The organism is Shewanella sp. 10N.286.54.B9 (assembly GCF_041468565.1).
Classification (GTDB): domain Bacteria; phylum Pseudomonadota; class Gammaproteobacteria; order Enterobacterales; family Shewanellaceae; genus Shewanella.
On sequence record NZ_JBFRIY010000063.1, the window covers coordinates 29,302 to 55,467 of the forward strand.

Below are 26,166 nucleotides of genomic sequence, written 5' to 3' on the forward strand. Positions count from 1 at the left end.
AGCTATTCCTTGATCTGTTTCTGGGCCCAAACGGCCAATTTTTCTCTAAATATTTTAGCGTTGTGGCGAATATCAACCGGGAAATCGGCATGGATAAGAAAACGTTCTATCCCTTGGGTGTGGCTATGTTGCTCTGCCAATTGTCTAAGCTCAGCATAAAGTACCGCAGAATTGGCGCACGCCAAGGACTGATTCAATTCAAGACAAATTAAAGGCGTTATTTTACCTGCAACAGTCACCCCCACTAGCGCACTACGTTTAATATCAGGGTGAGTATTAAAAATACGCTCAGTTGCAATAGAATAGTAACGTTGTAATTTGTCGCCAGCGGTTTTTGCATCAACTCGGTGCGCCTTACGGCCACACATCCATAACAATCCATTGTCGTCCAGATACCCTAGATCGCCCATACGGTGACGAATACTATCGCCATCGATGATTTTGGCGGCCTGAGTGGCACTATCTCGTTGATAATATGCACGGCTCACCATTGGGCCTTTCACCACAATCTCACCGATTTGATTGGCCGCTAGCGTTAACTCGTCATACCAGTGCTTAATCGGACTTTCATCAATATCAATAATAGTAATATCGACGCCAGCAATGGAGCGACCCACACAGATCCCACCACCATTGTCAGTGACATCCGTAGTCTCAAATAGCGCCTGACTGCCAATTTTACTTAACGGCAGCGATTCAGTCGCGCCATAAGAGTTAAGCACTTCAACATCGTGATTGAGCATACAGCTAAAACGTTTTATTGATGAAATCGTGGCGGGGGCTCCCGCGGAAATAACGCGTTTAATGCTGGCTAATTTATGATTAGTCTGGCTACCTGCTTGCCCTAAACGCTCTATCAGCGCTGGGTTAACAAACATATTGCTACACTGATACTTATCAATGGCAGCAAAAATAAAATCAGGGTTGGCGGTTATCGGTTTACTGGCATCCATATCAGGCACAATAGAAGCCATACCAAGGGCTGGACCGAATAACGAGAATAACGGGAACGTGGCTAAATCACGCTCACCCGGTTTGATGGCATAATCATGTTTAAGCGCGCTAATTTGCGCCTCAAACATCTTGTGGGAATAGACCACTCCTTTGGGAGTACCGGTACTGCCGCTGGTAAATAATATTGCCGCCATGGCATCTTCAGCTAACCATTGCAGCTTAAAAGGTTGAACATGACTTACTTGCTTGACGATGTGCTCAAGGCTAACCGCCCCCGTGAAAGCATTCACGACCTTACCACCACCTACGGTGATCAAATGTTTAACGCTGCCCTTTCCCCAACCAAACAGGCGTCTGGCAATATGCGCTTTGGGTATGCCGATAAATACATCAGGTTTGGCTTCAATAAAACACTGTTTGAGGTTGCGAACCCCCATACCGGGATCGACCAAAATAGGAATGATGCCAGCTTTAAACAGCGCAAAAGTTAAGCAGAAAAAATCGATACTCGGTGTGACCATCAACACCGCTTTCATGCCGGGCTTTAGCCCAAACTTAATAAGCGCCGCCGCAATGTGGTCACTTTGGGCATTAAGCGTTTGAAAATCCATCTCTTCATAGCTTAAGCACGCAACTGACTGGCCATTTGAGTGTTGCACTGCAACCGCGAGAGAATCAGGAGTATTGTTAGCAGCATTAACCAAGTGACGACAAAGGTTAGCCCCTGACTGCTGGCTCTCAAGCGTTTTGTTCATCGTTTTTTATGCCACCGAGTCTTGTGCAACTTCAATGCTATTATCATCGATAAAGGTTTTGACATGATTGATAACTTCATCAGCAGCATCCTCTAAAATGTAATGACCACAGTCTGCAAATTCATGCACGGTTGCATGAGGCATTCTCTGTTTCCACTCATCGAGGAAATGCTTATCAAATACAAAATCTTGTAGGCCCCAACAGATGACCGTTGGCACCTTAGCAAATTGCTCTAAGCTCGCTGCAATATCAGACACCATTTCGTAGTTACGGTCACCCGGCTTTAACGGGATATCCTGTACGAAACGCAAAGTAGAGATACGATTGGCCCACGAGTTAAACGGCGCGACATAGGCCTCACGAATATCTTTATGCATTGGTTTACGCTTAACGCCAACATAGGATGCAGCTGATGAAAAAGCGTTAAAACCACGCACTAAGCAGGTGCCGAGTAACGTATTGCGGCAAATTGATAGTGCCCAAGGGAAAGGTTTTGTCTTTGGCAAATGAAATGCGCCAGTGTTTAAAATAACGAAACGCTTGATGCGCTCAGGATAACGGGCCGCATAACCCATACCAATCATTCCACCCCAGTCGTGAACCACCAGCGTGATATTGTCTTTTACGTCAAGATGCTCAAGCAGCGCTTCAAGATCATCAATACGGCTCTTAAGGGTGTAATCGTAACCGCTATCGTCAGGCTTGTCTGATAAGCCACAACCTATATGGTCAGGGACGATACATTGATGCTTGTCGCTTAATGCACTAATAAGATTACGATAGTAGAACGACCAACTTGGGTTGCCGTGTACCATGACAACAGGATCACCCGATCCTTCGTTGACATATTGTAGTTTATTGCCGTTTCTATCTAAATAATTACGTTTAAATGGGTGCAGAGTGTCTAACATGACGCTTCCTATAATTCTTTACTGAGCTTATCTATGTCGGGCTAGCTGGCAACGCTGAGCTGCCAGAGTATTTTGTTACCACTTCAGCCCTAACATCATGCAGTTTAAGCCACTGCCTATACCTAAAAAGCTCACTTGGTCGCCGGTTTTCAAGAAACCTTGATCGTGCGCCATCGCAGCGGTAACAGGTAAAGAAACCGTGCCCATATTACCCAGCAATTTATAGGTAGGAAACTCTTTCTCTTCTGGAATATTGAGCGCTTCAAGCACATTTCGGCGATTCGACGAGCCCACTTGGTGGCAAATGACTTTATCAACTTGCTCTACCAACCAATTGCGCTGATCTAAGAAGTGCGTCCAAGTATGACGTGCAAGCTCAACACCTTCTTTAAGCAAGGCAACACCATTGGTACGCATAAATTCACGGTACAATTGAGGACCAGCTTCTTCGAGCCCCCATTGACATAAATCGTAATGCTGCGGCGCAGACAAATGGCTTGCACCTAACAACTGATGCTGACGTGCGCCTTTTAAACCCAAGCTACCATCAGTCAGTAACACAGCAACAGCGCCTGAGCCACCTGTAAGCGTCGCCAAAGACTGAGCAAAATTTTGCATAGTTGGCTCTGCCAGCATCTTGTCGATAGTAATATCAACAATATGCCGAGCAGATTCACAAGAGACCACAAGACCTGCTTTGATCTGCCCCAGCTCGATACGGTTAGCAATATCTAGAATACCTGACAGCACACCTAAGCAGGCGTTACTTATATCGTAAATGGCGGTGTCTTTGGAAACGCCCAATTCAGCGGCAATACGACATGCGGTAGCAGGTTCATGTTGATCACGACAAACACCGGTGTAGACCACCGCGCCTAAATCACTGATCTGAACATCAGTTTCATTAATTGCCTTATGCGCCGCCGCTAACGCTCCGTCAGAGAGTCGGTGCCCTTTTGGCCACCAGCGTCTTTCATGGATCCCTGTCAATGTAGCAAGTTGCCCCATCGGGATACGAAACTTTTTGTATAACGGCGCTAAACGAGATTCAAGCTCAGAAGTCGACACAACTTCAGGCGCTAATTCGTAGGCCATGCTATTGATAAAAACGCGGGAATATTTCATGAAACTTTATTTAATCGCTCACTGCATTGGTCAAATATCAACCAACATAGATAATTATTTATTATTAACCAGCCATTTGAGCAAGAAAAAGCCGATGATTCAATAAAAAACCTCATATCTGAGAGCTTTTAATGCGCTATATCATCGGCTTTTCTATAAAAATGGCACTACTTTTACACTTCATTCAATCACAGCAGACTTAATTACAACTTAAGAAACAAATTGTTACGCACTTATTAAATTACAAATCTACGATTTTTCTATTTAAAAGCGCTAATTAGCGCATTTCGAGGGCTAACACTGTTTGCACAAAATTCACTCAGTTCAACTCGATAGCCACTCTCTTCAAGATAGCAAACGCGGTCAAGTAACAACCACTTTTCGAGTACAGCTCGAAACAGATGCGCCACTAAATCTATACGGCGAGTGAGTCGCTGTCGCGCATATCCCAATGTTTGGTAATGTGCCCAATCTATCGACTCATTTAAAACCACTTGTTTACTCGCAGCAGCCCATCGACAAAAAGCCTCAAAAGAGCCATTTAACTGACTAAGCTTTATCGACGGGACAGGCAGATACTCATCCACTTGGCGCATTTCTCGCTGTAATGAATCAAAAGCTAATCGCCATGCCATCTCTTGTAAGCGGTACTGTTTGTGCTTCTCACTCGCAATGGTGCTTTGCTGCAGTGGTAACTGCAGATCGGCACGGCTCAATTTAAGCTCACTCTCTTTAGCGACGCTAGACAGTGGCTGATAAGACTTAGCCTTAATAAGGTGATAGCAACACGGAGATATCACTAGCTGCTTAGTCCCAGCTTGTTTAGCGTGTTTAAGTAAGGTGACGTGCAGATCGCCGCACGCATGCAGTGCCACCGCAAGTTGTTCTTTTTTAAGCTGCTGTTGCTGCGCATCAAAGGCATCGGCACAGATAAAGCGTTGTGGCAGCTGCCACTTATCGGCAAACTGCTGTCCGGCATCACACAAGCTTTGCTGCCATTCTAAGCTGGTGACACTGCGCTGATTTAGCTTGGCTATTAAGCGGCCTAAATGCCCTTTACCGGCGCACCACTCAAGTACAGGAAGATTACTTGCAGGGATCTTCGCCGAAAATGCGGTTATTTGCTGCCATTTCCGGCCTTTTATATGTGCGCTGAAATGCGCCATATCTTCAAAATCAAGCAAAGGCTCTGTGGCAGTAGCGGTATCAATTGATGTATCAGCTGTTGAAAGCGAACTAGGCAACAGAAAACTTAAGTTCCAATCTACACCCGCTGCCAACAAATCCTCATGCAGTGACGGCAAAAGCAACTCATTAAGCCGCGACTGACAAGCATCAATTTCATCAAGTTGACTATCTTCCAGTTGCCACACCGCCTTTGCGAGTGTAGGAAAATCCTCTGCCCAAGGTAGCTGTGTACACTCAAAACTACGATTCTGCCACAGTGGACGACTGGCACAAAGTAAGCGATCAAGTTGCTTCAATTGAGCAGCAAAGGAGAGTGTGTGACTATTATTTTGCGGCATCTTCAATAACGGTTAATTCAACGCTGATTAGGACAATACAGACGACTTCACTACTGAGCCTTCAATCTTCTTGGCTTCTATGCTTGTTGCTGTATAGATGAGTACTCAAGACAATAAAAGGAAACACAAATTGTGTCTCCTTTTCATTAATAACACTAGTTTACCACAGCTAGGTGCTAGGTTTTATTGTCTGCTTGTCACTTTGTCGAATTTGCAAGCGCTTACCCAACCACACTCCGAGCCCTAGTGGCGCAAAAAATACCACCAGCAAGAACAGTACAAAATAGAGAATTAAACTTTTCAAGGTTTTAGTGAGCTCTTCAAATACCACTTTTACTGTCTGCTCCGAGATTGCTTCTAAATCAACGGCGGCCGCCGCCCTTTCTCTGGCAACCATAGCTTCAAGTGCTATACGCTCATTGCTAACCATTAACTCCAACGCTTGTCGCTCAACGGAGAGCTGACTGAGTTTATCGTCAGTGGTTTCACTTAACTGCTCGAGTAGCGGTGTAAGCTCTCGGCGCAGGTCGACGGCTAGTGCTTGCATCATTTCAGGGCTTTGCGCCATCAACTGCTGAAACTTAGCCGACGTATTACTGATACTCATCAAGGTAGCTTGCACCTCTTCAGCATTAATATTGGAGTGCAAAGCATATAGCTCCGCTTTCCATCCTAGTATTTTTGGCATCTGCTCGGCGATCATTGCCATTCTGTCTGAAATATCACTCATCACCTCTGGCACTGTACCAAAGGTGGTAACCGCATCAAACTCATTGATCTCATTATATTCAAGCCAATCAGTAAAAGCAGATTGGCGAGTAAATGACATATCTTTGATAGGATATTTGGCTACATACTGTTTTACGAAAGCTTGATTCTTTTTAAAATTGCTGGCGCCAAAGTTTTTAATTGTTCGCTCAAACTGATTTCTCAAGTTATTGCTGACATCAACCGCCGCTTGTTGCTGCTCGCCGAATACATTTTTACCGGCTCCCGCTTCAAAAAACTGCGCCATCTGTTCGGTGAATACCCATGTATCAACCATCGCAGCGGTCGGTGATGCTTGAAAGATCGTATGTTGCAAGTTTTGCTCTGCGTTAATCTTCCACATCAAAGCGTTCGATTTGATTGGAATGCTATCGCTATTTCGCTCTATCATATCAGCCGCACTCTCTATTTGGCTGTAAAAAACAGTACTAAAATCGCGGCTAAACACCCGCATATTTAATTGCTCTTTTGGCAGAGGCTCAATACCACTCTCAAGCTTTATCTCTAATAGCGAACAGCCAGCCACTAACACGCCTATAACACTAACAAAGCAAAAGCGACACATCGCCCTCATAAAGCCTCCGAAATATTGCAACATACTGAATATTATATCTAAAGTGTGATATTCGCGGATTCTACCACTGGTTAAGCTTAAGCACTACTGGTAAAACTGAGCGTTCATAAACTCTATAGAATCACTCATAGTTAGTCAGTTATTGCTAGATTATAAATCATAGTTCTAACCACTCACTTGTAACTCAATTCTAGCTAACTTACACTTCGACGCAAATTCGAACAGGTGCACAATAATATGCAATCTCCCTGCGTCGCTCGCTGTGGGCTAAATGAAGATGATTACTGTATGGGATGCTATCGCCACATTGACGAAATTGTCGGTTGGGGTAGTGCCACTGAAGAGAGAAAAGCACAAATCTGGGCCAAGCTTGAACAGCGTAAAGCTGACATGGTCGATGGTGAGAATAGCGCTATTTTAAGCCGCGCCAAATGGTTAGAAGCTGAAGCTAGAATAGCCAACACTGACAACAGCTCAACATAAAACAAAAAAGCCGCGTTATGCGGCTTTTTCTATATTGTATGACTCTACAATAAAGTCGATTATTTCTTAAGCATGCTTTTCAAGTCAGCAAACGGATTATAGGTTGCCGCATCCACTTTGGTTTCAGTCGTTGCGCCATACTGGATCAACTCTTCAAATTTCGAATGTTCGTTGTCATGGCAGTACAGACATAACAATTCCCAGTTCGAGCCGTCTGATGGGTTGTTATCATGATTATGATCACGGTGATGCACCGTCAACTCTCGTAAGTTGGCATTGTTAAACTCGCGAGTACAACGACCACAAACCCAAGGATAAAGCTTAAGCGCTTGCTCTCGGTAACCGGTTTCACGTTTAGCCTTATACTCTCGAGCTTCGGCCAGTACTTTATCTAACTTGCTTTGTCCTGGTGCAGGCATTCACTTTATCTCATCTTGAATTAACACTGATTGGCTCAATTCTAACACTGAACCTCTTCTATACCCAAGCTTCTAAAGCTAGCTTCTTCGACTGTATGGTTAACGTGATGACATTGACTATTTAAAGTCAAACAATCCCCTCAACACCATGGTGTTGAGGGGATATATATTCACGTTACTTGGCCTCGTCACCCATATATTCTGAGCTCGATAGATGCAGATAGTGTAAGTACTTTTCGTATTGAGTCACAACGTCAGCTAACACCTGCTCCTGAGTAAAGCCCATAACATCATAGTGTTGTCCGCCGTGCTCTAAGAACACTTCAACGCGGTAGTACTCCGACCCACCCTCTGCAACGTCAGCAACCTCACTTTCAATCGGGTTGGTAATACTAAATGCCCGGATCCGTAAGCCGTAAACAAAGTCATTATGCTCTTCATTGGCAATAACGAATCGAATTCGGTTCTCGAAATTCAACAGCTCTGCCGAAACGCCTTTGCTGTTAAAGGCTTCACAGGCTTTATTCAGCGCTGGCTTGGCGACTTTTTCTAAAAAGCCGAGCGCTTCATCTTCACTTGGATGGGACACTAAAACATCAATATGATCTTCCCAGCTGACATTGGTTTTAGTGAACTGCACACTGGTGTTATGTGACTGCACACTATTGATTTTCAACCAATCATCTTGCAGCGCTTTAAACAGTCCAAAACACATCAGTAACATGACAATCAAGAACGGTAAGGCGCTAGCGACGGCAGCCGTTTGCAGTGCTTGTAAACCACCCGCTAGCAATAGCACAGATGCTACAACACCTTGCAGCAGTGCCCAGAAAATACGTTGCCATACAGGCGCATTATGATCGCCACCGGAAGTTAAGTTATCAATAACCAATGAGCCAGAATCCGATGATGTGACAAAGAATGTTACCACTAAGCACAACGCAATCGTCGACAGTAATGTAGAGAATGGCATATGTTCAAAAAACACAAACAGCGCCACTGATACATCTGAAGACACCGCATCAGCAAGATAAGTTGCACCTTGGTTCATAATGGCGTCAATCGCCGTATTACCAAATACAGTCATCCACAAGAAAGTGAAAGCCGACGGCACAAATAACACGCCGATTAAGAATTCACGAATAGTTCGACCACGTGAAACACGCGCAATAAAGGTACCAACAAATGGTGACCATGAGATCCACCAGCCCCAATAAAGCAGGGTCCAACCGCCGATCCAATCGTTCTTTTGCTCATAGGCGTAGAGGTTGAATGTCTTACCCACAATATCGCTTAGGTAACCACCTGTGTTCTGTACAAACGACTGCAACAATTCAACTGTTGGGCCGAATATCATGATGACAATCAACAGCAGCACTGCGAGGCCTAAGTTAAGCTCACTTAAGCGTTTAACCCCTTTATCTAACCCAGAAAAAACCGACAGGGTCGCGATAATCGAAATACCCACAATCAAACCAACTTGCACGTATGTATTGACTGGCACACCTAACAAGTAATTAAGACCTGAGTTAACTTGCAGTACACCAAAACCAAGAGACGTTGCGACACCAAACATGGTGCCTAATACCGCGAAGGTATCTACCGCATGACCGATTGGGCCATATATACGCTCACCAATTAACGGATAAAGCGCACTGCGTGGTAACAGTGGCAGCTTGTGACGATAAGAGAAGTACGCCAAGCTTAATGCAACTACCGCGTAGATAGCCCAAGCGTGTATGCCCCAATGGAAGAAAGTAATCTTCATTGCATCTTTAGCCGCTTGAATGGTCTCTGGAGTGGCATCAGGTGGCGCAAGGTAATGCATTACCGGCTCTGCAACACCAAAGAACATCAAACCAATCCCCATTCCCGCAGAGAACAGCATTGCAATCCAGCTTTTATAGCTATAATCCGGCTCAGAGTGATCTGGGCCGAGTTTAATGTCACCAAAACGCGACACCATAACGAAAATAACAAAAATTAGAAAAATCGCTACGCCTAAGATATAAAGCCAACCGGCCTTCAGCTCAAACCAGGATTTAGTAATAGAGAACACTTCTTGGGCTTGTGTTGGCCAAATTGCACCAAACAGCACCATAACAGTAATAAGAAAAACAGAAGAGAAAAAAACAGGTGGATTAATACTCGATTTAATCGACATACAGTTACCGCAGTTAATGAAGTACGCGCCTCTATCTATCTCGGCACATACGTGGCCTACCAGAGATAAGAAGCTTATAGATTAATATAAGAATACACTGGCGGGATTATCATTTTGTGGTTAGGCCCGTGAGTTGTACTCACCAAAGTAATGCTTATGAAACCAATAGCCTGCAACTGTGTGAGTTTAGGTATTGGGCAACTTACATATTCCAAATTGCATTGAATAGCTCAACCCCCAATCTGCCTAGGCGGCCTGATCCAGCTATTTAATAGAATTTGTCTTTGATGATTAACGGTCACAAAATTCATCAACGATAATATATTATTTCCTGAGTTGAGGTTTTCGTCCAGATCTCAAATACGGAAAAACAGCAAAATGCTGTTTTTAAGGCTAAAAAATCAGCACCAACAATCAATCTGTGGCGCTGATCTCAAATTTTGCTCGTTGGTGTCAGATGCTACCTGGACAACAAAACGCCAAGATTAAAAATTGAGGTCTTTTTCCATCTCTTCATAAGAGATATGGCGTACATCTTTACCTTTAACGTAATAGATAATGTATTCGCAAATGTTCTGGCAGCGGTCACCCACTCGCTCAACTGCACGTGCCGCCCAAAGTACGTCTAACACTTCCGGGATAGAGCGCGGATCGGCCATCATATAGGTCATCAATTGACGAATAATGCCTTCATACTCTTTATCGAGTTTAATATCTTCTTTATGCAGTTCTAGTGCAACGTCAGCATCCATACGCGCCAGAGCGTCAAGTGTAGAGTGCAAGGTGCGAGTCGCATGACGTCCCATATTCTCAATACTCACCAACAGCGGCTGTTGATTTTTAGAGCGCTTATCCATTGCTGCTTTGGCAATCTTCACACAGGCATCGCCAATACGTTCTAAATCGGTAATGGTTTTAGAGATAGCCAATACCAAACGTAAATCACTGGCTGCAGGTTGACGCTTAGCAATAATGCGGGTGCACTCTTCATCAATGGCCACTTCCATGCCATTCACTTTATGGTCACCCTCTATCACTTTTTGCGCCAACTCAGAATCAAGCGCTGCCAATGCATCAAGAGATTGCTCCAGTTGACGTTCAACCAAGCCGCCCATCGTCAATACACGATTACGAATATCGTCCAATTCAGCATTAAACTGACCAGAGATATGTTTATTTAAGTTCATGTTTTCCATTGTAATAAACCTCTATCAGTTCAATTTATCCGTAACGACCAGTAATGTAATCTTCGGTCTTTTTCTTACGTGGCGTAGTAAAAATGGTGTTGGTATCGGCATACTCAACCAACTCGCCCATGTACATAAAGGCGGTTTGATCCGATACACGTGCAGCCTGCTGCATGTTATGGGTCACGATAACCACGGTGTACTTAGATTTAAGCTCAGTGATCAACTCTTCAATAGTCAACGTTGAAATAGGATCAAGTGCTGATGTGGGTTCATCGAGCAGCAACACTTCAGGCTCAATGGCAATCGCTCGTGCAATCACCAAACGCTGCTGCTGACCACCAGATAAACCAAATGCATTGTCATGAAGCCTGTCTTTCACTTCGTCCCAAATCGCCGCACCACGCAGTGAACGCTCAGCTGCATCATCTAGGTCACGGCGGTTATTTACACCTTGCAGGCGCAAACCATAAACCACATTTTCATAAATTGATTTAGGGAACGGGTTTGGTCGTTGGAATACCATACCGACATTACGACGCAGCGCTGCCACATCTACTTTTTTGTCATAGATATTCTGACCATGCAGTAAAATTTCACCGCTGGTATGGCAATTATCAACCAAGTCGTTCATGCGGTTGATACAGCGCAGTAGCGTTGATTTACCACAACCACTTGGGCCAATAAAGGCGGTGACCTTTTTCTTAGGGATATGCATAGACACATCAAACAGCGCCTGTTTATCACCATATTTAAGGTTTAGGTCACGGATTTCTAGTGCCGTATCTTCTTTGCTTAAGTTTTCTAGGTCTAGCATGTCAGTCTTCATTACCGATTGATCTATTGAAATCATGTTGTTTCCTATCACTAAGGATAATCGTCAATTAATGCTCAAGCGAACGATATTTTTCGCGTAAGTGGTTTCGTACACCAATGGCAGTTAAATTTAACGCCACGATAACCGAGACCAAAAGGAAGGAAGTAGCGTATACCAAAGGACGCGCCGCTTCTACGTTAGGGCTTTGGAAACCAACATCATAGATGTGGAAACCTAAGTGCATGAACTTTCGTTCTAAATGCACAAATGGGAAGTTCATGTCGATAGGTAAAGTGGGGGCAAGTTTGACCACACCAACCAGCATCAAAGGGGCAACTTCGCCTGCAGCGCGAGCTACCGCTAAAATAAGACCGGTCATAATAGCAGGACTGGCCATAGGGATAATAATACGCCACAGGGTTTCAGCTTTAGTTGCGCCCAACGCTAAGCTACCTTGACGCACTGAGCTAGGAATGCGGCTCAAGCCCTCCTCTGTCGATACAATGACCACAGGCAAAGTCAAAATCGCCAGTGTTAATGCCGACCAGATAACCCCAGGTGAACCAAAAGTTGGCGCTGGTAACGCTTCAGGGTAAAACAGTTGGTCAATCGAGCCACCAAACATATACACGAAGAAACCTAAACCAAATACACCGTAAACAATAGAAGGTACACCCGCTAAGTTAATCACCGCGATACGGATCATCTTAGTCACAGGTCCTTTCTTGGCATACTCATGTAAGTAGATAGCAGCAATAACACCAAATGGCGTCACAATCACTGCCATCAACATCACCATAAATACAGTGCCAAAAATAGCGGGGAACACGCCACCTTCGGTGTTAGCTTCACGCGGGTCATCACTAACAAACTTACCAATACCAATAAACCAGTGACCAACTTTACCCAGTAAGCCCAGGCGATTAGCGTAGGTGACATCTAAAATCGTATCGAGTTTAAGAATAACCTCTTCACCGCGCATGTCTCGAATAATCACTGAGTCACGAGCCGCTTCGGTTTTAAGCGCAAAAAACTCTTTTTCGACAATTTGATACTGTGCATCAAGCTTGGCTCTTTGTGCTTCAATCTCAGCTTTACGGCTTTCTGTTAGCGCATTATTCAACTCATATTTGCGAGACTTTAAGCGTAGGTTTTCCAGCTCATAGTTGATGGTGCCAATATCACCTTTTTGAATATCCAGCGCTTTATCGTTAAGCGCCACAGCACGTTCGATGTGTTCAGCAAAAGCGGTTTCAATGTTATCAGGCGTTATGCGTTTACCATCTTCGATGATCCCTACCGGGTAACCATAAAAGTCACCATTTTTAGTACGCTCAATCACCGCAATATCATTGGGTTTAGAGCGCGAAATAATATCGGTTTCCATCACCCAACGAAAATCTAAGCTGACGAATTCGCGGTTACCAGTTTTAATCAGGTAGCGAGTAACCGTATCACCTACATCTGCATCAAAGCTGTGCCCTGCAGACAGAAGTCGCTCAACAGGCACCTCTTCTCTATCGTAGACTTCACCGATAATGGTAGAGCGCACATTATTTTGATCTTTTATCTCCCACTGATAAATATCAGCAGGCCAAAAGTAACTTAGACCACGCCATGCGATAAGCAACAGCAATCCAAGTACTGCAATTAGACACACGCTGACAGCGCCGCTGGTCATCCAAATCCAAGGAGAACCAGACTTAAACCACTTACCCATTAGCTAAACCTCTTACGGCGACAAGCGACTTCTTATTGATTAAAAACATATTCAGTATCATCTCAACATCCATATAAATAAGCGGTTACAGTGAGCTATAGCGTTCACGTAGACGTTGTCTCACCACTTCTGCAATCGTGTTGAAGAAGAAGGTAAAGATAAATAGTACAAATGCAGCAAGGAACAGTACGCGGTAGTGGGAACTACCAATGGCAGATTCCGGCATCTCAACTGCGATGTTAGCTGCTAGCGTTCTCATCCCCTCAAAAACACTCCACTCCATAATCGCGGTGTTACCCGTAGCCATCAGCACAATCATGGTTTCACCGACGGCACGGCCAAGTCCCATCATTACCGCAGAGAAAATACCAGGGCTTGCCGTTAGTAATACCACTCTTGTTAGTGTTTGCCATGTGGTTGCACCTAGCGCCAAACTTCCGTTTGAGAGGTGACGTGGCACAGAGAACACCGCATCTTCTGCGATAGAGAAAATAGTCGGAATAACCGCAAAGCCCATGGCAATACCAACGACCAAGGCATTACGTTGGTCGAAAGTGATACCTAGTTCGTTGGTGATGAACATGCGAGTATCACCGCCGAATAATGCCGACTCTAGACTTGGGCTTATCGCGAATGAGAACCAACCGATAAACAGTATCACCGGAATGAGCATGATCTCTTGATAGGTATCCGGCAGACGTTGTTTCCATTTTGCCGGTAATTTGTGCCAAGCGAATGCGCTCGACAATACCGACACTGGCAGCAATATCAGTAAGGTTAATATCCCGGGTAGGTTATCTTCTATCAGCGGCGCTAACCAAAGACCGGCTAAGAAGCCAAGAATAACGGTTGGCAGTGCTTCCATAATTTCAATAGTAGGTTTAACAATAGCGCGCACTTTTGGCGACATGAAATAAGCGGTGTAGATCGCGCCTGCGATAGCCAATGGTGTAGCAAATAACATGGCGTATAACGCGGCTTTCATGGTGCCAAATGCTAATGGCATTAAGCTTAATTTGGCCTCAAAATCATCTGAGCCCGATGTCGATTGCCATACATACTTAGGCTCAGGGTAACCTTCGTACCACACCTTACTCCACATCGCGCTCCACGACACTTCTGGGTGAGTATTGGAAACACTGAACAGGTTTAGCTTGCCATCCGCTTCTACGACCAAGGCGTTAGAACGTGGGCTAAAACCGACTGTACCTGGGTTTTTAAGGTCAAACTTTTCAGAAAACAATTCACGCTGGCTGGTAGTGTAAAGCAGGCTTAAGTTACCATCGTCAGTGATAGTGACAAAACTTTTACGATAAAACTCAGAAGCCACACTAGTGATACCGCTATGGTTGTCAAAGTCACGAATTTCTTGATATTGGCGCCCCTGATCACCATTAACTTGGAAATACTGCTGCACTAATCCGCTGTCGTAACTAACCAGCAATGAGCTTGCGCCAGCCAAAAGACTAACGTTAGTGACCTTCGCTTTAGCACGACCCAGCTCTAATACTTGTCTAAGGCTGACGGCTTCTGCGTCACGAATATCATACACAAACAGCTTGTCACCCGAGCTCAATATTAATTGGCGTTGATCTGGCGTCATCAATTGCTGCTGCACATTCACTGGAGCATCAGGGATGGTACCTGTATAAGACACCCACTCGACCTCTTCGGTCATCATGTTCTCTTCGCCCTCTTGACGAGAGATACGCCATACTTTGTTATCATCTTGATAAACAAAGCTCATTTTATCGCTGCTGTAATCAAATGCTAAATGATTAAGTGCATGGCCATTCGCATCAACTGTTAATGGCACATTACCATTAACGAAACGAAGCTTAGGTGTAATAAGACGCTTGTTATCTGGGTAAGTAACCCCAAACTCAACGCCAGCAATAATCACTTGCCCATTGCTTAAACCCAGTGCAAAACGCTGTTCACTCGGCATCGCCGCTGAACTGCTGACAACATGGGAGCCAGCTGGGGTATTTATCTGTTCCGTTCTAAGCAACTGCGATGTTTGCGTATCAAAGAAATCCACCTTACCCAGCTGAGATACGCGATACATGATCTCATTTTGTTCATCGCTGCCAACCATTAATGCAGGTTTGCTATCGTGATACTGAGCACTAGCAACAGGTGCTACCTCAGCGCTATCAAAAATAGGCTTAACGACATAAAGTAGATAAAAGAAGATCAGTAGCAAAGCCACAAATACCATAGTACCACCTACGGTGACACCGACTTGGGCTGCTTTGTCCATGATTGCTCTGCGCGAAGTACCATTGTTTATCAATAGGTTTTTTGCAGCAGATCCAGGCTGAGATACCTGAGTTTCCATTAAGAACCTCGATTATTAAAAAGCCAGCAAAATAAACTGGGCTTGTATCAACGACTATGCTAACTGTAGTGTTATCAAATAAGCACTACAGTGACGTATTCTAATGTGGTGCATTATATGACGCAAAAATGACACTAGTGTTACAGTGGTTAACTTATTAATTAATGGAGCTATATCAGCATGTTACGATACCTAGTTACGCTACAAGCAACAGATAGAGAAGGTTTAGTTGAACAAATAGCCCATGCAGTCAGTCATCACGGCGGCAATTGGTTAGATTCTGAACTGCGACATATCGATGGCATATTTGCTGCAATATTATTGCTTGAGGTCCCTTCAGCTCAGTGGGATGCGCTCATTGAGACCTTAGAAAGTTTGGAAGGCGTGTCATTAACCTTCGCTAAAACTAAAAAAGTCGCCGATAAAGTCACCCATTTAAGCTACTCTTTAGTCGCCTATGATAGGCCAGGTCTGGTACATGAGATCTCAAATAAAATCAGCGCACTAGGAATTAACATCGAACACATGAGTACTCGTTATGAAAGTGCTAGTCATACAGGTATTGCACTATTTAGAGCTGAGTTTAATGTTGGCCTTAAAGAGGCGAGCCATGAAGAGAAGTTAACCGAAGCGTTGCATGCTATAGGCGATGACGTGGTATTGGACAAGCTTAGCGCTTAATTGAGCAAGTAAGTTCACCCGTTTAACAGCTCTTATAATCAAAAGCCTACTCAAACGTAGGCTTTTGTTAAAGTGAAACCAGCAAACACGATACAGCGAGACTTGCACCGCTTGTTATCAGCCATCGATTTACTGAGCTTAATGCTCAGTAGCAATCGATAAAACCATTCCAAGTCGCAGTAAACAATCTGTTAGACTGTTCGAAAACCTAATAAGAAAGTAATGTCATGCTTGGAACACTTAGAAAAATGCGCAGTCACCTTGATGAGAATCAACAGGTGCAATACCAATTACCTGTCGGTGAAGAGCTACTCGATCTAAATCCGCTAATCGGCTCTGAATTAACCCTGACACACACAGGCAAAATACTCTGTTGTAATTGCGGCAAAAAAACCAAGAAGAGTTATTCGCAAGGCCATTGCTACGTGTGTATGCAAAAGCTTGCCAGTTGCGATATGTGTATTATGAAACCCGAAACCTGCCATTTTGCCGCTGGGACATGTCGTGAGCCCTCTTGGGGCGAAGCAAATTGTTTTGTGCCACATTATGTTTATTTATCTAATACGTCAGGTGTTAAAGTAGGTATTACCCGCCATACGCAGTTGCCAACCCGTTGGATAGATCAAGGCGCAACCCAAGGCTTACCGATCTTTAAGGTCGAAACCCGGTTAATTTCAGGTCTCGTTGAAACCGCATTAGCTGAGATGATCGCCGACAAAACCAACTGGCGCACTATGCTTAAAGGCAATGCAGATGATTTAGACCTTAAAGCGCAAGCGCAAACACTGATCCCACAGATAACTGAACGTCTAGCTGAAATAACAGCGGAACATGGTGAATTTGCAGTGACTCAACTTGATGAACCCATCCAGCAGATCCATTTCCCGGTAAGCGAATTTCCAACCAAAATCGCGTCGCATAATTTCGATAAGAACCCTGAAGTGACCGGTGTATTGAAAGGTATTAAGGGACAGTACTTAATCTTTGATACCGGCGTGATTAATATCCGTAAATTTGGCTCTTACGAAATCAGCGTGGCTTTTTAAATACAGTGCAGTGAGCATACAAAAACGCCCTGTTCCAATACCAAACGGTAAAACAGGGCGTTTTATTAACTATGTTCTAAATGGCTAAACGGTAGGAACCGGTTTCAACATGGTCGAGAGTAACTGCTCAAACCGCTGCTCTCTGTCAGCAGGTTTTTTATCTAATTCAGTAAAACCTTGCGCTAATACACGCCAAATAGGTTGCGGATTATGAGGAGTAAATAGAGCAACCAATACCGAACCTTTTTCGTATTTATCATCTACACCTTGAGTCGATAAACCGGGCACTAAGCCGGCACGCTCTAAAATCTCTTTGTCACTCATCTCTGATTCCAGCGCTAAGCCAAACCCAACCAGTATATTTGGTGTTTCATGCGTTGTTGCCTGGCGGTATCCTTTAGCTAGCATCGCCTTAGAAATGGCACTTTTCATATGTGCAACCACCACTTGCTTATTCACCTCATCATTTGCATGAACCGCAAACATGGTTGGATGCCAATCGAACACTTTGGTAGAACTATTAATAACAGACAGATCGCCAGAGGTAACCATTGTGGTGCGGATGACCTGTAACTCTTCTGTCGGTTGAGAGCTACAACCCGTCAGCGCCATGAGTCCAAGCAAAATTGCAGCAATATAGTGTTTAATCATGAGTTTTAAAATCCATCTCTAAGGTGACGTCACAGGTTAACATCTGAAACATTAACCTAACCTGACCTAATAACAATTGCACCTATTATCTCCCTATAGCGACTTTTGGTTACTACGGCAATTTGGTTAATTGATAGCTATAAATGCAGAACAAACAGACATTATTTCTATTTGGCTTATAGCAACTGATTTGAAATAGAAAGCAAAAAGCCGGCTTATATTTCGCCGGCTTTAATACAGGGTTAGTTCACGTTAGTGGTTAGTTTTTCACACTAACAACCAAGCTTGCCCCAGTGCTAGATGGCGCACCTTCAGCACTAATATAATACCAGCCGCTAGTTGGGTTGCTAATTGCTAATGTTTCAGCATTGCCACTATTTTCAGACTTAACTTCATAGGAAGACGCACTTGCCCATGTGCGGCTATCACCATATAAGTTGACGTCACCGCTACCATTTCCACTCTTTACCGTCACTTCTGTCGCACCGTTTGGTATATAGAAGTAGTAGCTAGCATTCCCATCAGCAATACAGATTGCATCATCGGCATTAAGTCCGCCGTAGCTGTATGGATTTTCTGTTGCACAAGCATCTTCAACAACAGGTGTTGGTGTCACTGGATCGCCACCACCATTATCTGGGTTACCACCAGTCGGTTCAGTCTCGCTTACCGTAATACTCACGCCTTGGTATTCAGAAACCGCCACAAGACTGATATAAACCCAACCACGATTAGCTGTCACACTAACGAGCTCATTGTTGCCGATATTTTCAGATTTAGCAGTATAGCTATTTACATCTGCCCAAGTATTTTGGTTGAAGTAAACATTGACGTCTCCGCTTCCTCCCGCTGTTGAGATATACAGTGGTGTATTATCGGCATCGACATAAGTGTAGTAAGAGTTACGTCCAGTACCTGCCACACAATGCGCATTATCAGCAACTAAATTACCACCGGTAATAGTCGCCACACCGCAGTCTTCTACTGGCGTTGTGCCATTATCAGTGTCTGCATTATCACCGATACCGTCACCATCTGAATCCGCCCACTCAGAAGGGTCATTAGGGAAAACATCGCTGTTATCACCGACACCATCACCATCAGTGTCCTTGGTTTCAGTTGCATCGGTTGGGAATGCATCAGCATTATCACCCACGCCGTCGCCATCAGTATCTTTAGTTTCACTTGGGTCAAATGGGAATGCATCTTCGCTATCAATAACGCCATCACCATCGCTATCTGTTGGTGGTGTAACGCCAGTATCAATACCTGCATCGTTACTGGTTACACTTACAAGCCAAGTGTTCCACTCAGCATCATAGTACTGAGCAATATTACTATTAATGTAGTTTAACCAACTTGTGGTGTCACCGGCACGAGCATGAACCAGTAATTCATCAACGTCTGCTCTATGGTTTTCGAACATAAAGCGCACTGCCAAGTAACCCCAGCTGTATACCCGCTCGGTGCTACTGTTATAATCGTTAGCTAAAATTTCACTCAGCGTAAACGTTTGGGCGCGAGCCAAAGCAATGGCATCATCATTGCGATTCTGCTTAGAAATATACTCAGCTAAACCTTCGGTCCACCAAACGGATTTATCGGTTTGGTTATCAAAGTGGCTAAATGAACCATATAAGTTATAGCGACCATCAAGATAGTGCACATATTCATGGCCTAAGTTCCACACTAGTACATCGTTAAGCCAAGTGGCTTCATGGGCGATAAATCGTGCCTGATTACCTTGCTGTGACGGCGTGCCTTCTAGGTACATGCCACCATTGTCCGTACTAATACCGAAAATGGTTCCAGCAAAATCGATGTAGTCGTCAGTACTGTTAAAGATATTCACTTCAAGGTTGCTGTTGTAGTCATCGGCTACAGGTTGGTTGCCGGTCGCAAGAACATTGTGGAACAGAATTTCCTCTTCACCCATAAGATCACAAGACTGTTGTAGCTCTGATGTTGTCATCTGTTGCGCCCGAATGGCGATAGTACCGCTACAGCTGTAATCTACTGACAGTACATTGGCCTCGAGGTTTTCTTTCCAGTTACAGACACCAAACTGTTGGCAATCATTCGGATTGTAATAAGAGAGGTAATCAGCGGCATCAGCCCATTGTGCACTGTAAAGGTCGAATTTATCTTTATATGCAACGGTACCGTTGTTTAAACGTGTCTTGAGATTTGCAGATAAGTTATTGTCGGCATGGTAAACATAAAAGCGGGCAAACTCATGAAACGCATCTTTAGACTGGAAAGATGACGACGAATTGATAATGTAGTCAGCCGTTGCCACTTTAACGAGCGCATCAAGCAGATCGCTATAGCTCTCAGCATTTTGAGTGAAGTTAGTATTACTGCGTGCATAATACAAGGTCGTAAATGCTTTGGTCATTGCCGCACTATGATTCGCATTTGCAAGATGAGTGACGCTAAAACCATTTAGGTAACGGGCGATACTCGGTACACTTTCTTTATAACTGCCCGTATTACCCCAAGCTATAAAAAATTCGGTCAAAGTTTCAGCCTGCATATCACTGGTGTCAGTAAAGTACGGGTTAGTGCCGTAGGCAACCAATACATCAGTCACAGCGTTCGCTACACTCGAATCGGTGTAGGTTAAACTATCGTTATAGTACTCAACATAAAATGCAGCACGCAAAAAGGTGATAAGTTTAAGCATTTCGTTGCCAGTACGGCTGTCATAACTTGCAGCGATACTAAGAGCTCTATTGGCGACATCAACCACATTCTGACTCTGATACGCTGCAACCGATGTCGCATCATTATCAAAGAGTTGGTAAATACAGGAAATATCAACGCTTCTAACATGGTCAAACAAGGCTTGGCCGGTCAAACTAGCAAATTGGTTATAGTCTGTACATTGTGTTTCAGCTTGTGGTCCCACAGTACCTTTAAGCCCTTTTTGCCCTTTAGCCCCTTCGATCTTTGACTTGCTATCGTCCTTTTTAGCCTCTGGCAGGTATTCCTTGTCATTACGCTTCGCTTGAGCACCGCCAGGTATATCATCGCCACGCTCAAATCGATGAGCAACTTGCTCTGCATGAGCAGGCTTTTCAGCGACAGCTTTCGGTGCAGGTTGGTCATTTGCCATACTCATTGCCGGAAAAAGGGCTGCAGAACAGGCCAGTGCTAATACATGTGCCTTAAAACTCTTACCTTGCTTGAATGTCTTCAATGATTGTTGTTGCATAAATTACTCCGCTTGCTGTGGTTAATCTGCATTAATCACCTAATTCAGGGAAGTGAGTTAATGGAGTACTTAAGGGCACTCAATGCCACGCTTATAGTTTTTGTTAACACTCCTAACAAAAATGTAACAGTGCCGATACAAACTACAATTTATATTGTATACAGGTCAACCTTTAGATGGATAAATTCGATAAATAGCATACTTATTGGTAATAAATATCGTGATTAACAGAAGTAAAAAGCCACCATAGTGCGGAATTCATTTTTAATTTCATAGGGGTAAAAATAGATGAGAAAAACAATTTAAAAAACTTTAACTCATTATAAATGATTGAGTTTATTGCATCTCGAGTGGCAATATTTCAAATAGAGTAAGTGTAAAAGAACGTCGCAGGACAGTCGTGAATTATTTAAACAAGCAGCTGGCAGATCTCCCAATAGCTAGGGGCTGTTGATCTTTCGAGCTGAGTGTTTGTTCGATTCTTTACCGAAAGGAATAATGCTATTAGTGCAAAGCTTGAGCGATAACGCTTAGCCAGCTAAGTGAAGCGCGATATCGTTGCAAAACCATTGCTATGCACGTAAGGCAAGATAGAATGAAGATCGATTTAAGTTGTTTTGGCTCTAGCTTTCATGGAACTCATTTTTACCATCGCGCTGTTTGCGTTTTCATCGGGGATCACCCCAGGCCCCAATAATATTATGTTGATGTCATCAGGGGTAAACTTTGGCATCAAGCGTAGCTTGCCGCACCTGCTCGGGATCTGCTTTGGATTTCCAGCAATGGTGTTAGCCATAGGTTTAGGCTTAAGCACAGTGTTCCAACTCTTCCCTGTGCTGCATGTCATCGTTAAATATGTAGGGATCACCTACCTACTCTACCTTGCCTGGTTGATTGCCAATAGCAGTAATAAGTTAAAAGGTAAAAATACTCCTGCACCTTTTAGCTTCATTCAAGCGGCCGCTTTTCAGTGGGTTAATCCTAAAGCATGGATTATGGGAATAGGTGCAATCGCCACTTTTACCACTATGGATCAAGCACTCACGCCGCAAGTCATCACTATAGCGACCGTGTTTTTCTGTGTTGCGCTGCCAAGTGCCTTTATTTGGCTCGGGTTTGGTGTTGTGTTAAAACGACTATTAAAGAATCAAAAGCAACAGAAAATATTTAACGTCACCATGGCGCTCTTGCTTGTACTCTCAATCATCCCTATGATCGCGCCATAACCAACACAGGCAGTATGCAATGACCAATAATATCGACCCAGAATTGCAAGAGTATGCAACCCAAACAGAGCATTGGGTTAAGCAAGTGATTATGAAGTACAACATTTGCCCCTTTGCTCGCCGCGAAGTCGAGCGTGCCAGTATTCGTTATGCCGTCATTGACGAAGCTAAATTGCAGTTGGTATTAGAGGCATTGATTCAAGAATGTGTTTACCTTGATGAACATGACGAGGTCGAGACTACCCTGTTTATATTACCCCGTGGTTTTGAGGGCTTTTACCCCTATTTAGATCTGGTGGATATTGCAACTGACTTATTGTTCGAGCAAGGTTATGAAGGACAATATCAACTCGCGAGTTTCCATCCGGATTATTGCTTTGATGGCGAGCCACAAGAGAGCGCTGCAAACTATACTAATCGCTCCCCTTTGCCGACATTGCACATTATTCGTGAAGCAAGTATGGAGCTAGCCTTAGCTAATTACGACGACCCAGAAACGATCCCTGAGCGCAATATCGCCTTTGCTGAACGTAAAGGAAGTGAGTTTTTTGTCGAGCTACTCGCTCAGTGCAAAAAACCACAATAACGCTGACCATAGCGTATTAAATTCGAGGAATAACATCAGATGGCAACTAAGTATTATGTGGTTTGGGCAGGACGTGAAACCGGTATTTTCACCAGCTGGGACTACACAAAAAAACAGGTAGATAAATTCCCGCAAGCTAAATATAAGTCGTTCAAGACCAAAGCAGAAGCAGATGCTGCGTTTAAGCGTGTACCAAGTTACGGCGGTGCAGCGCAAAAAAAATCAGCGACTAGCGCCAAAAGTACAGCCACTAAGATTGAAAAAGCCAGTAAAACAATGGATTTAAGCCAGTTTGAATTATCCATATTTACCGATGGAGGCTGTGAGCCTAACCCAGGCAAAGCAGGTTCTGGCATTGCCGTATACCGTAGCGGCAAACTGAGTGAGCTTTGGTACGGTTTATATAACGCTAACGGCACCAATAACTCTGCAGAGCTAAATGCCCTACACCAAGCGATATTAATAGCCGATAACGGCATTAAACTAGGGCAAACAGTACAAATTTTAAGTGACTCGCAGTACTCAATTAACTGTATTACCAATTGGGCTTATGGCTGGAAAGCTAAAGGCTGGAAGCGACAAAAGCCGGGTGATATTAAAAACCTCGATATTATTCAGCAAGCTCATGAGTTGTATGACAGCATGCAAGATAAGTTATCAATCAAACATGTTCCGGCACATGTTGGTATTGAAGGTAATGAACTCGCCGACCGCATGTCTATCTACGCGATAGATAAAAAGGACAGTCAATTTTGCCGCTATCCTGACCCCATCGAGCTCAGTGCAATCCTCAGCTTGCGCGCAGGTTAACCCACCAGAAACCACGGTCAGTTTAAAAACCAACTAAACTGACCTTATATCACATAATTTTACCTTTAATTAATAGGCTAAAGACTAAGGCTATGCGACAATCGCGCCCATGAACATATACCTACGTATACACAAAGCCCCTATCCGCGTTTTCCGTATTGGACGACGCCGTTTTTGGCTTCGTGTAAAACTAGACATGTTGGTTGTGAAAGAAGCTTTATCGCAGGAGAAGCAAGAAACCAAAGAGATGTTGGTCACCTACAAACGCTATACCCGTAAACAAGCAAACAAAGATGAACTTGCCGACGCGAACAAACAGTTTGCCGATCTGCTTAAGGGCTTAGGCCTTGGTGTGTTTGCTGTATTACCTTTTGCGCCACTGACTATTCCGCTGGTTTTGAAACTTGGCAAAATGGTTGGAGTTGATGTGTTACCAAGCTCTTTTAATAACATGTCTGAGCGTAAAGCCAATGCACGTCAGCTTTCAAGAAGCAACTCGAGAAAAAACCGCATAAAAGCCAGTAACGCTGGACAATAACGACTTACGAAATACAGATTACACCTCCATGGCGGCTATATATCGCTAATCCTCGTAAAATCATCTCTTTGCTTTCTAGATAGACCCTAGCCTGATACTCTTACAGCTATCTTTTTAATTGGTCGTTACTACTATAAAGAGTCCCTACATGAGCAAAATCATCATTTCAGGTGTTTCAGGCATTCCCCTTTCTATTTTCAACAGCGAAACATTTGCACAATGGCGCGATAAGCAAGCTAGCAGTGTGACTAACTGGCTAAGCACTACACAATTCTCAGGCAAAGGCATGAGTCTTATCCCAAATACCCAAGGTGAGTTGGCTGAAGTCATTTTTGTCAGTAACAGCGATGATTCCTATTGGTTTTGTGGCGATCTCGTAAACCAACTGCCTGCTGGCCAATATCAGTTAAATGCTGATGATAAGCAGATCAAAACCGCCGCTTTTAGTTGGGGTTTAGGTGCCTATCAGTTTGACCGTTATAAGAAAAGTGACAAGCAGCACCCACAACTTATTGTGCCAACACAGGCTCAAGCTGATGAAGCGAATAGATTCATCCGCTCAGTCTCTCTAGTACGTGACTTGGTCAACACGCCAGCAGCCGATATGATGCCGCAACACTTGGCTGAAACTATGACGACAATGGCTGATGAGTTTGGTGCCAAGTTAACCCAAATCGTTGGTGATGAACTACTTGAGCAAAATTACCCTACAATCCATATGGTTGGCCGCGCAAGTGAGAATACACCACGCCTTATCGACCTTACTTGGGGCGACGAATCAGCGCCTAAAGTGACGCTCGTTGGTAAAGGCGTGTGTTTCGATTCAGGTGGACTCGACTTAAAACCAGGTGCAGGTATGCGCTTGATGAAAAAAGACATGGGCGGCGCAGCTCATGTCATAGGTTTAGCCCAGCTTATTATGGCTCACAACTTACCCATCCGCCTACGTGTATTGGTACCTGCCGTTGAAAATGCTGTATCAGCCAATGCCTTTAGACCTGGCGATGTGATCACTACTCGCAAAGGGATTACCGTTGAAATTGATAACACTGATGCTGAAGGTCGCTTAGTATTATGTGACGCACTTGCAGAAGCCAACAACGACAAACCTGAGTTAATAATAGACTTTGCCACGCTAACCGGCGCAATGCGGGTTGCACTAGGCACAGAGTTACCAGGCTTCTTTAGTAATGACGACCAAGTTGCTGTAGACATTACCGCCTCAGGCTTAAGTGTTGACGATCCCGTATGGCGCATGCCGCTGCATAAGCCGTATCTAGAGTTAACCGGCAGCGACATTGCTGACTTAGCCAACTGTGGTAAAACCCCATTTGGTGGCGCGATTACCGCAGCGCTCTATTTAGAAGCATTTGTCGATAAAGACATTAGCTGGAGCCACTTCGATGTGATGGCGTGGAACAACCGCAAACTACCAGGACGTCCTGTCGGCGGCGAAGCCTTTGGAATTCGTGCAGTATTTGATTACCTACAAAATCGTTTTGATAAATAATATCAACCTAACAATCTAACGTTTAAGCTATCTGCTATTTATCATAAAAAGGACCCGTTAACGCAGGTCCTTTTTTATTGGAGTGAACCTCTCGACTGACGTCAAATCAGTTGATTACCGACAATAGCGCAAGCTGTACCAATTCCATTAAAGAGT

Annotated in this window: 21 protein-coding genes; 8 read left to right on the forward strand and 13 right to left on the reverse strand. The window is 44.1% G+C overall.

The annotated features are described in order from the left end of the window. Nucleotides 1–2: 2 nt before the first annotated feature. From oleC to AB4135_RS19355, 5 genes are all read right to left on the reverse strand, one after another. Nucleotides 3–1,709, reverse strand: a complete 1,707-nt coding sequence (gene oleC, locus AB4135_RS19335; RefSeq protein ID WP_371995071.1) for an olefin beta-lactone synthetase — start codon at nucleotides 1,707–1,709, stop codon at nucleotides 3–5. A 6-nt stretch (nucleotides 1,710–1,715) separates the two neighbouring features. Next, nucleotides 1,716–2,621, reverse strand: coding sequence for an alpha/beta fold hydrolase (locus AB4135_RS19340; protein ID WP_371995072.1), 906 nt, complete (start codon nucleotides 2,619–2,621; stop codon nucleotides 1,716–1,718). A 75-nt stretch (nucleotides 2,622–2,696) separates the two neighbouring features. Beyond that, a complete protein-coding gene (locus AB4135_RS19345) occupies nucleotides 2,697–3,746 on the reverse strand; it encodes a 3-oxoacyl-ACP synthase III (protein ID WP_371995073.1) in 1,050 nt (349 codons plus the stop codon). Nucleotides 3,747–4,006: 260 nt separating this feature from the next. Then, a complete protein-coding gene (locus tag AB4135_RS19350; protein WP_371995074.1) occupies nucleotides 4,007–5,272 on the reverse strand; it encodes a methyltransferase in 1,266 nt (421 codons plus the stop codon). 169 nt (nucleotides 5,273–5,441) lie between these two features. Next, nucleotides 5,442–6,614, reverse strand: a complete 1,173-nt coding sequence (locus AB4135_RS19355) for a chemotaxis protein (RefSeq protein WP_371995075.1) — start codon at nucleotides 6,612–6,614, stop codon at nucleotides 5,442–5,444. A 237-nt stretch (nucleotides 6,615–6,851) separates the two neighbouring features. Here AB4135_RS19355 and AB4135_RS19360 point away from each other — a divergent pair, with 237 nt between their 5' ends. Then, nucleotides 6,852–7,097, forward strand: coding sequence for a DUF1289 domain-containing protein (locus AB4135_RS19360; RefSeq protein WP_371995076.1), 246 nt, complete (start codon nucleotides 6,852–6,854; stop codon nucleotides 7,095–7,097). Between the two features lie 59 nt (nucleotides 7,098–7,156). Here the strand turns inward: AB4135_RS19360 and AB4135_RS19365 are convergent, their stop codons facing one another. The 6 genes from AB4135_RS19365 to AB4135_RS19390 all read right to left on the reverse strand — a co-directional run bounded on the left by AB4135_RS19365 (nucleotide 7,157) and on the right by AB4135_RS19390 (nucleotide 15,745). Further along, entirely contained in the window at nucleotides 7,157–7,516 is a 360-nt protein-coding gene (locus AB4135_RS19365; RefSeq protein ID WP_248973745.1) for a YajD family HNH nuclease, read from the reverse strand. A 175-nt stretch (nucleotides 7,517–7,691) separates the two neighbouring features. Continuing rightward, entirely contained in the window at nucleotides 7,692–9,680 is a 1,989-nt protein-coding gene (locus AB4135_RS19370; RefSeq protein ID WP_371995077.1) for a BCCT family transporter, read from the reverse strand. 485 nt (nucleotides 9,681–10,165) lie between these two features. Further along, nucleotides 10,166–10,876 (reverse strand): phosphate signaling complex protein PhoU, encoded by a 711-nt coding sequence (gene phoU / locus AB4135_RS19375; RefSeq protein WP_220736685.1) that lies wholly within the window; start codon nucleotides 10,874–10,876, stop codon nucleotides 10,166–10,168. A 25-nt stretch (nucleotides 10,877–10,901) separates the two neighbouring features. Then, nucleotides 10,902–11,720 (reverse strand): phosphate ABC transporter ATP-binding protein PstB, encoded by an 819-nt coding sequence (pstB, locus tag AB4135_RS19380; RefSeq protein ID WP_020913396.1) that lies wholly within the window; start codon nucleotides 11,718–11,720, stop codon nucleotides 10,902–10,904. A gap of 31 nt (nucleotides 11,721–11,751) precedes the next feature. Next, nucleotides 11,752–13,404 carry a phosphate ABC transporter permease PstA gene (pstA, locus tag AB4135_RS19385; protein ID WP_371995078.1) on the reverse strand — a complete coding sequence of 551 codons (1,653 nt, stop codon included), beginning with the start codon at nucleotides 13,402–13,404 and terminating at the stop codon, nucleotides 11,752–11,754. A gap of 85 nt (nucleotides 13,405–13,489) precedes the next feature. Next, nucleotides 13,490–15,745: an ABC transporter permease subunit gene (locus tag AB4135_RS19390; protein WP_371995079.1), complete on the reverse strand. Its 2,256-nt coding sequence runs from the start codon at nucleotides 15,743–15,745 to the stop codon at nucleotides 13,490–13,492. Between the two features lie 180 nt (nucleotides 15,746–15,925). Here AB4135_RS19390 and AB4135_RS19395 point away from each other — a divergent pair, with 180 nt between their 5' ends. Together AB4135_RS19395 and AB4135_RS19400 are read left to right on the forward strand one after the other, a co-directional pair. Continuing rightward, nucleotides 15,926–16,426, forward strand: a complete 501-nt coding sequence (locus AB4135_RS19395; RefSeq protein WP_371995080.1) for a glycine cleavage system protein R — start codon at nucleotides 15,926–15,928, stop codon at nucleotides 16,424–16,426. Between the two features lie 227 nt (nucleotides 16,427–16,653). Then, nucleotides 16,654–17,472 carry a DUF2797 domain-containing protein gene (locus tag AB4135_RS19400; RefSeq protein ID WP_371995081.1) on the forward strand — a complete coding sequence of 273 codons (819 nt, stop codon included), beginning with the start codon at nucleotides 16,654–16,656 and terminating at the stop codon, nucleotides 17,470–17,472. A gap of 84 nt (nucleotides 17,473–17,556) precedes the next feature. Here the strand turns inward: AB4135_RS19400 and AB4135_RS19405 are convergent, their stop codons facing one another. Both AB4135_RS19405 and AB4135_RS19410 read right to left on the reverse strand, forming a co-directional pair. Next, nucleotides 17,557–18,123, reverse strand: coding sequence for a DUF4136 domain-containing protein (locus AB4135_RS19405; protein WP_371995082.1), 567 nt, complete (start codon nucleotides 18,121–18,123; stop codon nucleotides 17,557–17,559). A 259-nt stretch (nucleotides 18,124–18,382) separates the two neighbouring features. Next, nucleotides 18,383–21,340, reverse strand: a complete 2,958-nt coding sequence (locus tag AB4135_RS19410; protein WP_371995083.1) for a collagenase — start codon at nucleotides 21,338–21,340, stop codon at nucleotides 18,383–18,385. Nucleotides 21,341–21,972: 632 nt separating this feature from the next. Between AB4135_RS19410 and AB4135_RS19415 the strand changes: the two genes are divergently transcribed. The 5 genes from AB4135_RS19415 (at nucleotide 21,973) to AB4135_RS19435 (ending at nucleotide 26,010) form a co-directional block, all read left to right on the forward strand. Then, nucleotides 21,973–22,566 carry a LysE family translocator gene (locus AB4135_RS19415; protein ID WP_371995084.1) on the forward strand — a complete coding sequence of 198 codons (594 nt, stop codon included), beginning with the start codon at nucleotides 21,973–21,975 and terminating at the stop codon, nucleotides 22,564–22,566. 19 nt (nucleotides 22,567–22,585) lie between these two features. Further along, nucleotides 22,586–23,152 carry a DUF1415 domain-containing protein gene (locus AB4135_RS19420; protein ID WP_371995085.1) on the forward strand — a complete coding sequence of 189 codons (567 nt, stop codon included), beginning with the start codon at nucleotides 22,586–22,588 and terminating at the stop codon, nucleotides 23,150–23,152. A gap of 39 nt (nucleotides 23,153–23,191) precedes the next feature. Further along, on the forward strand, nucleotides 23,192–23,962 hold the full coding sequence (locus AB4135_RS19425; RefSeq protein ID WP_371995086.1) for a viroplasmin family protein: 771 nt from the start codon (nucleotides 23,192–23,194) through the stop codon (nucleotides 23,960–23,962). 109 nt (nucleotides 23,963–24,071) lie between these two features. Next, the gene (locus AB4135_RS19430) at nucleotides 24,072–24,500 is read left to right on the forward strand and encodes a hypothetical protein (protein ID WP_371995087.1); all 429 of its coding nucleotides are present in this window, start codon (nucleotides 24,072–24,074) and stop codon (nucleotides 24,498–24,500) included. A 148-nt stretch (nucleotides 24,501–24,648) separates the two neighbouring features. Next, nucleotides 24,649–26,010, forward strand: a complete 1,362-nt coding sequence (locus AB4135_RS19435; protein WP_371995088.1) for a M17 family metallopeptidase — start codon at nucleotides 24,649–24,651, stop codon at nucleotides 26,008–26,010. Nucleotides 26,011–26,166: the final 156 nt, after the last annotated feature.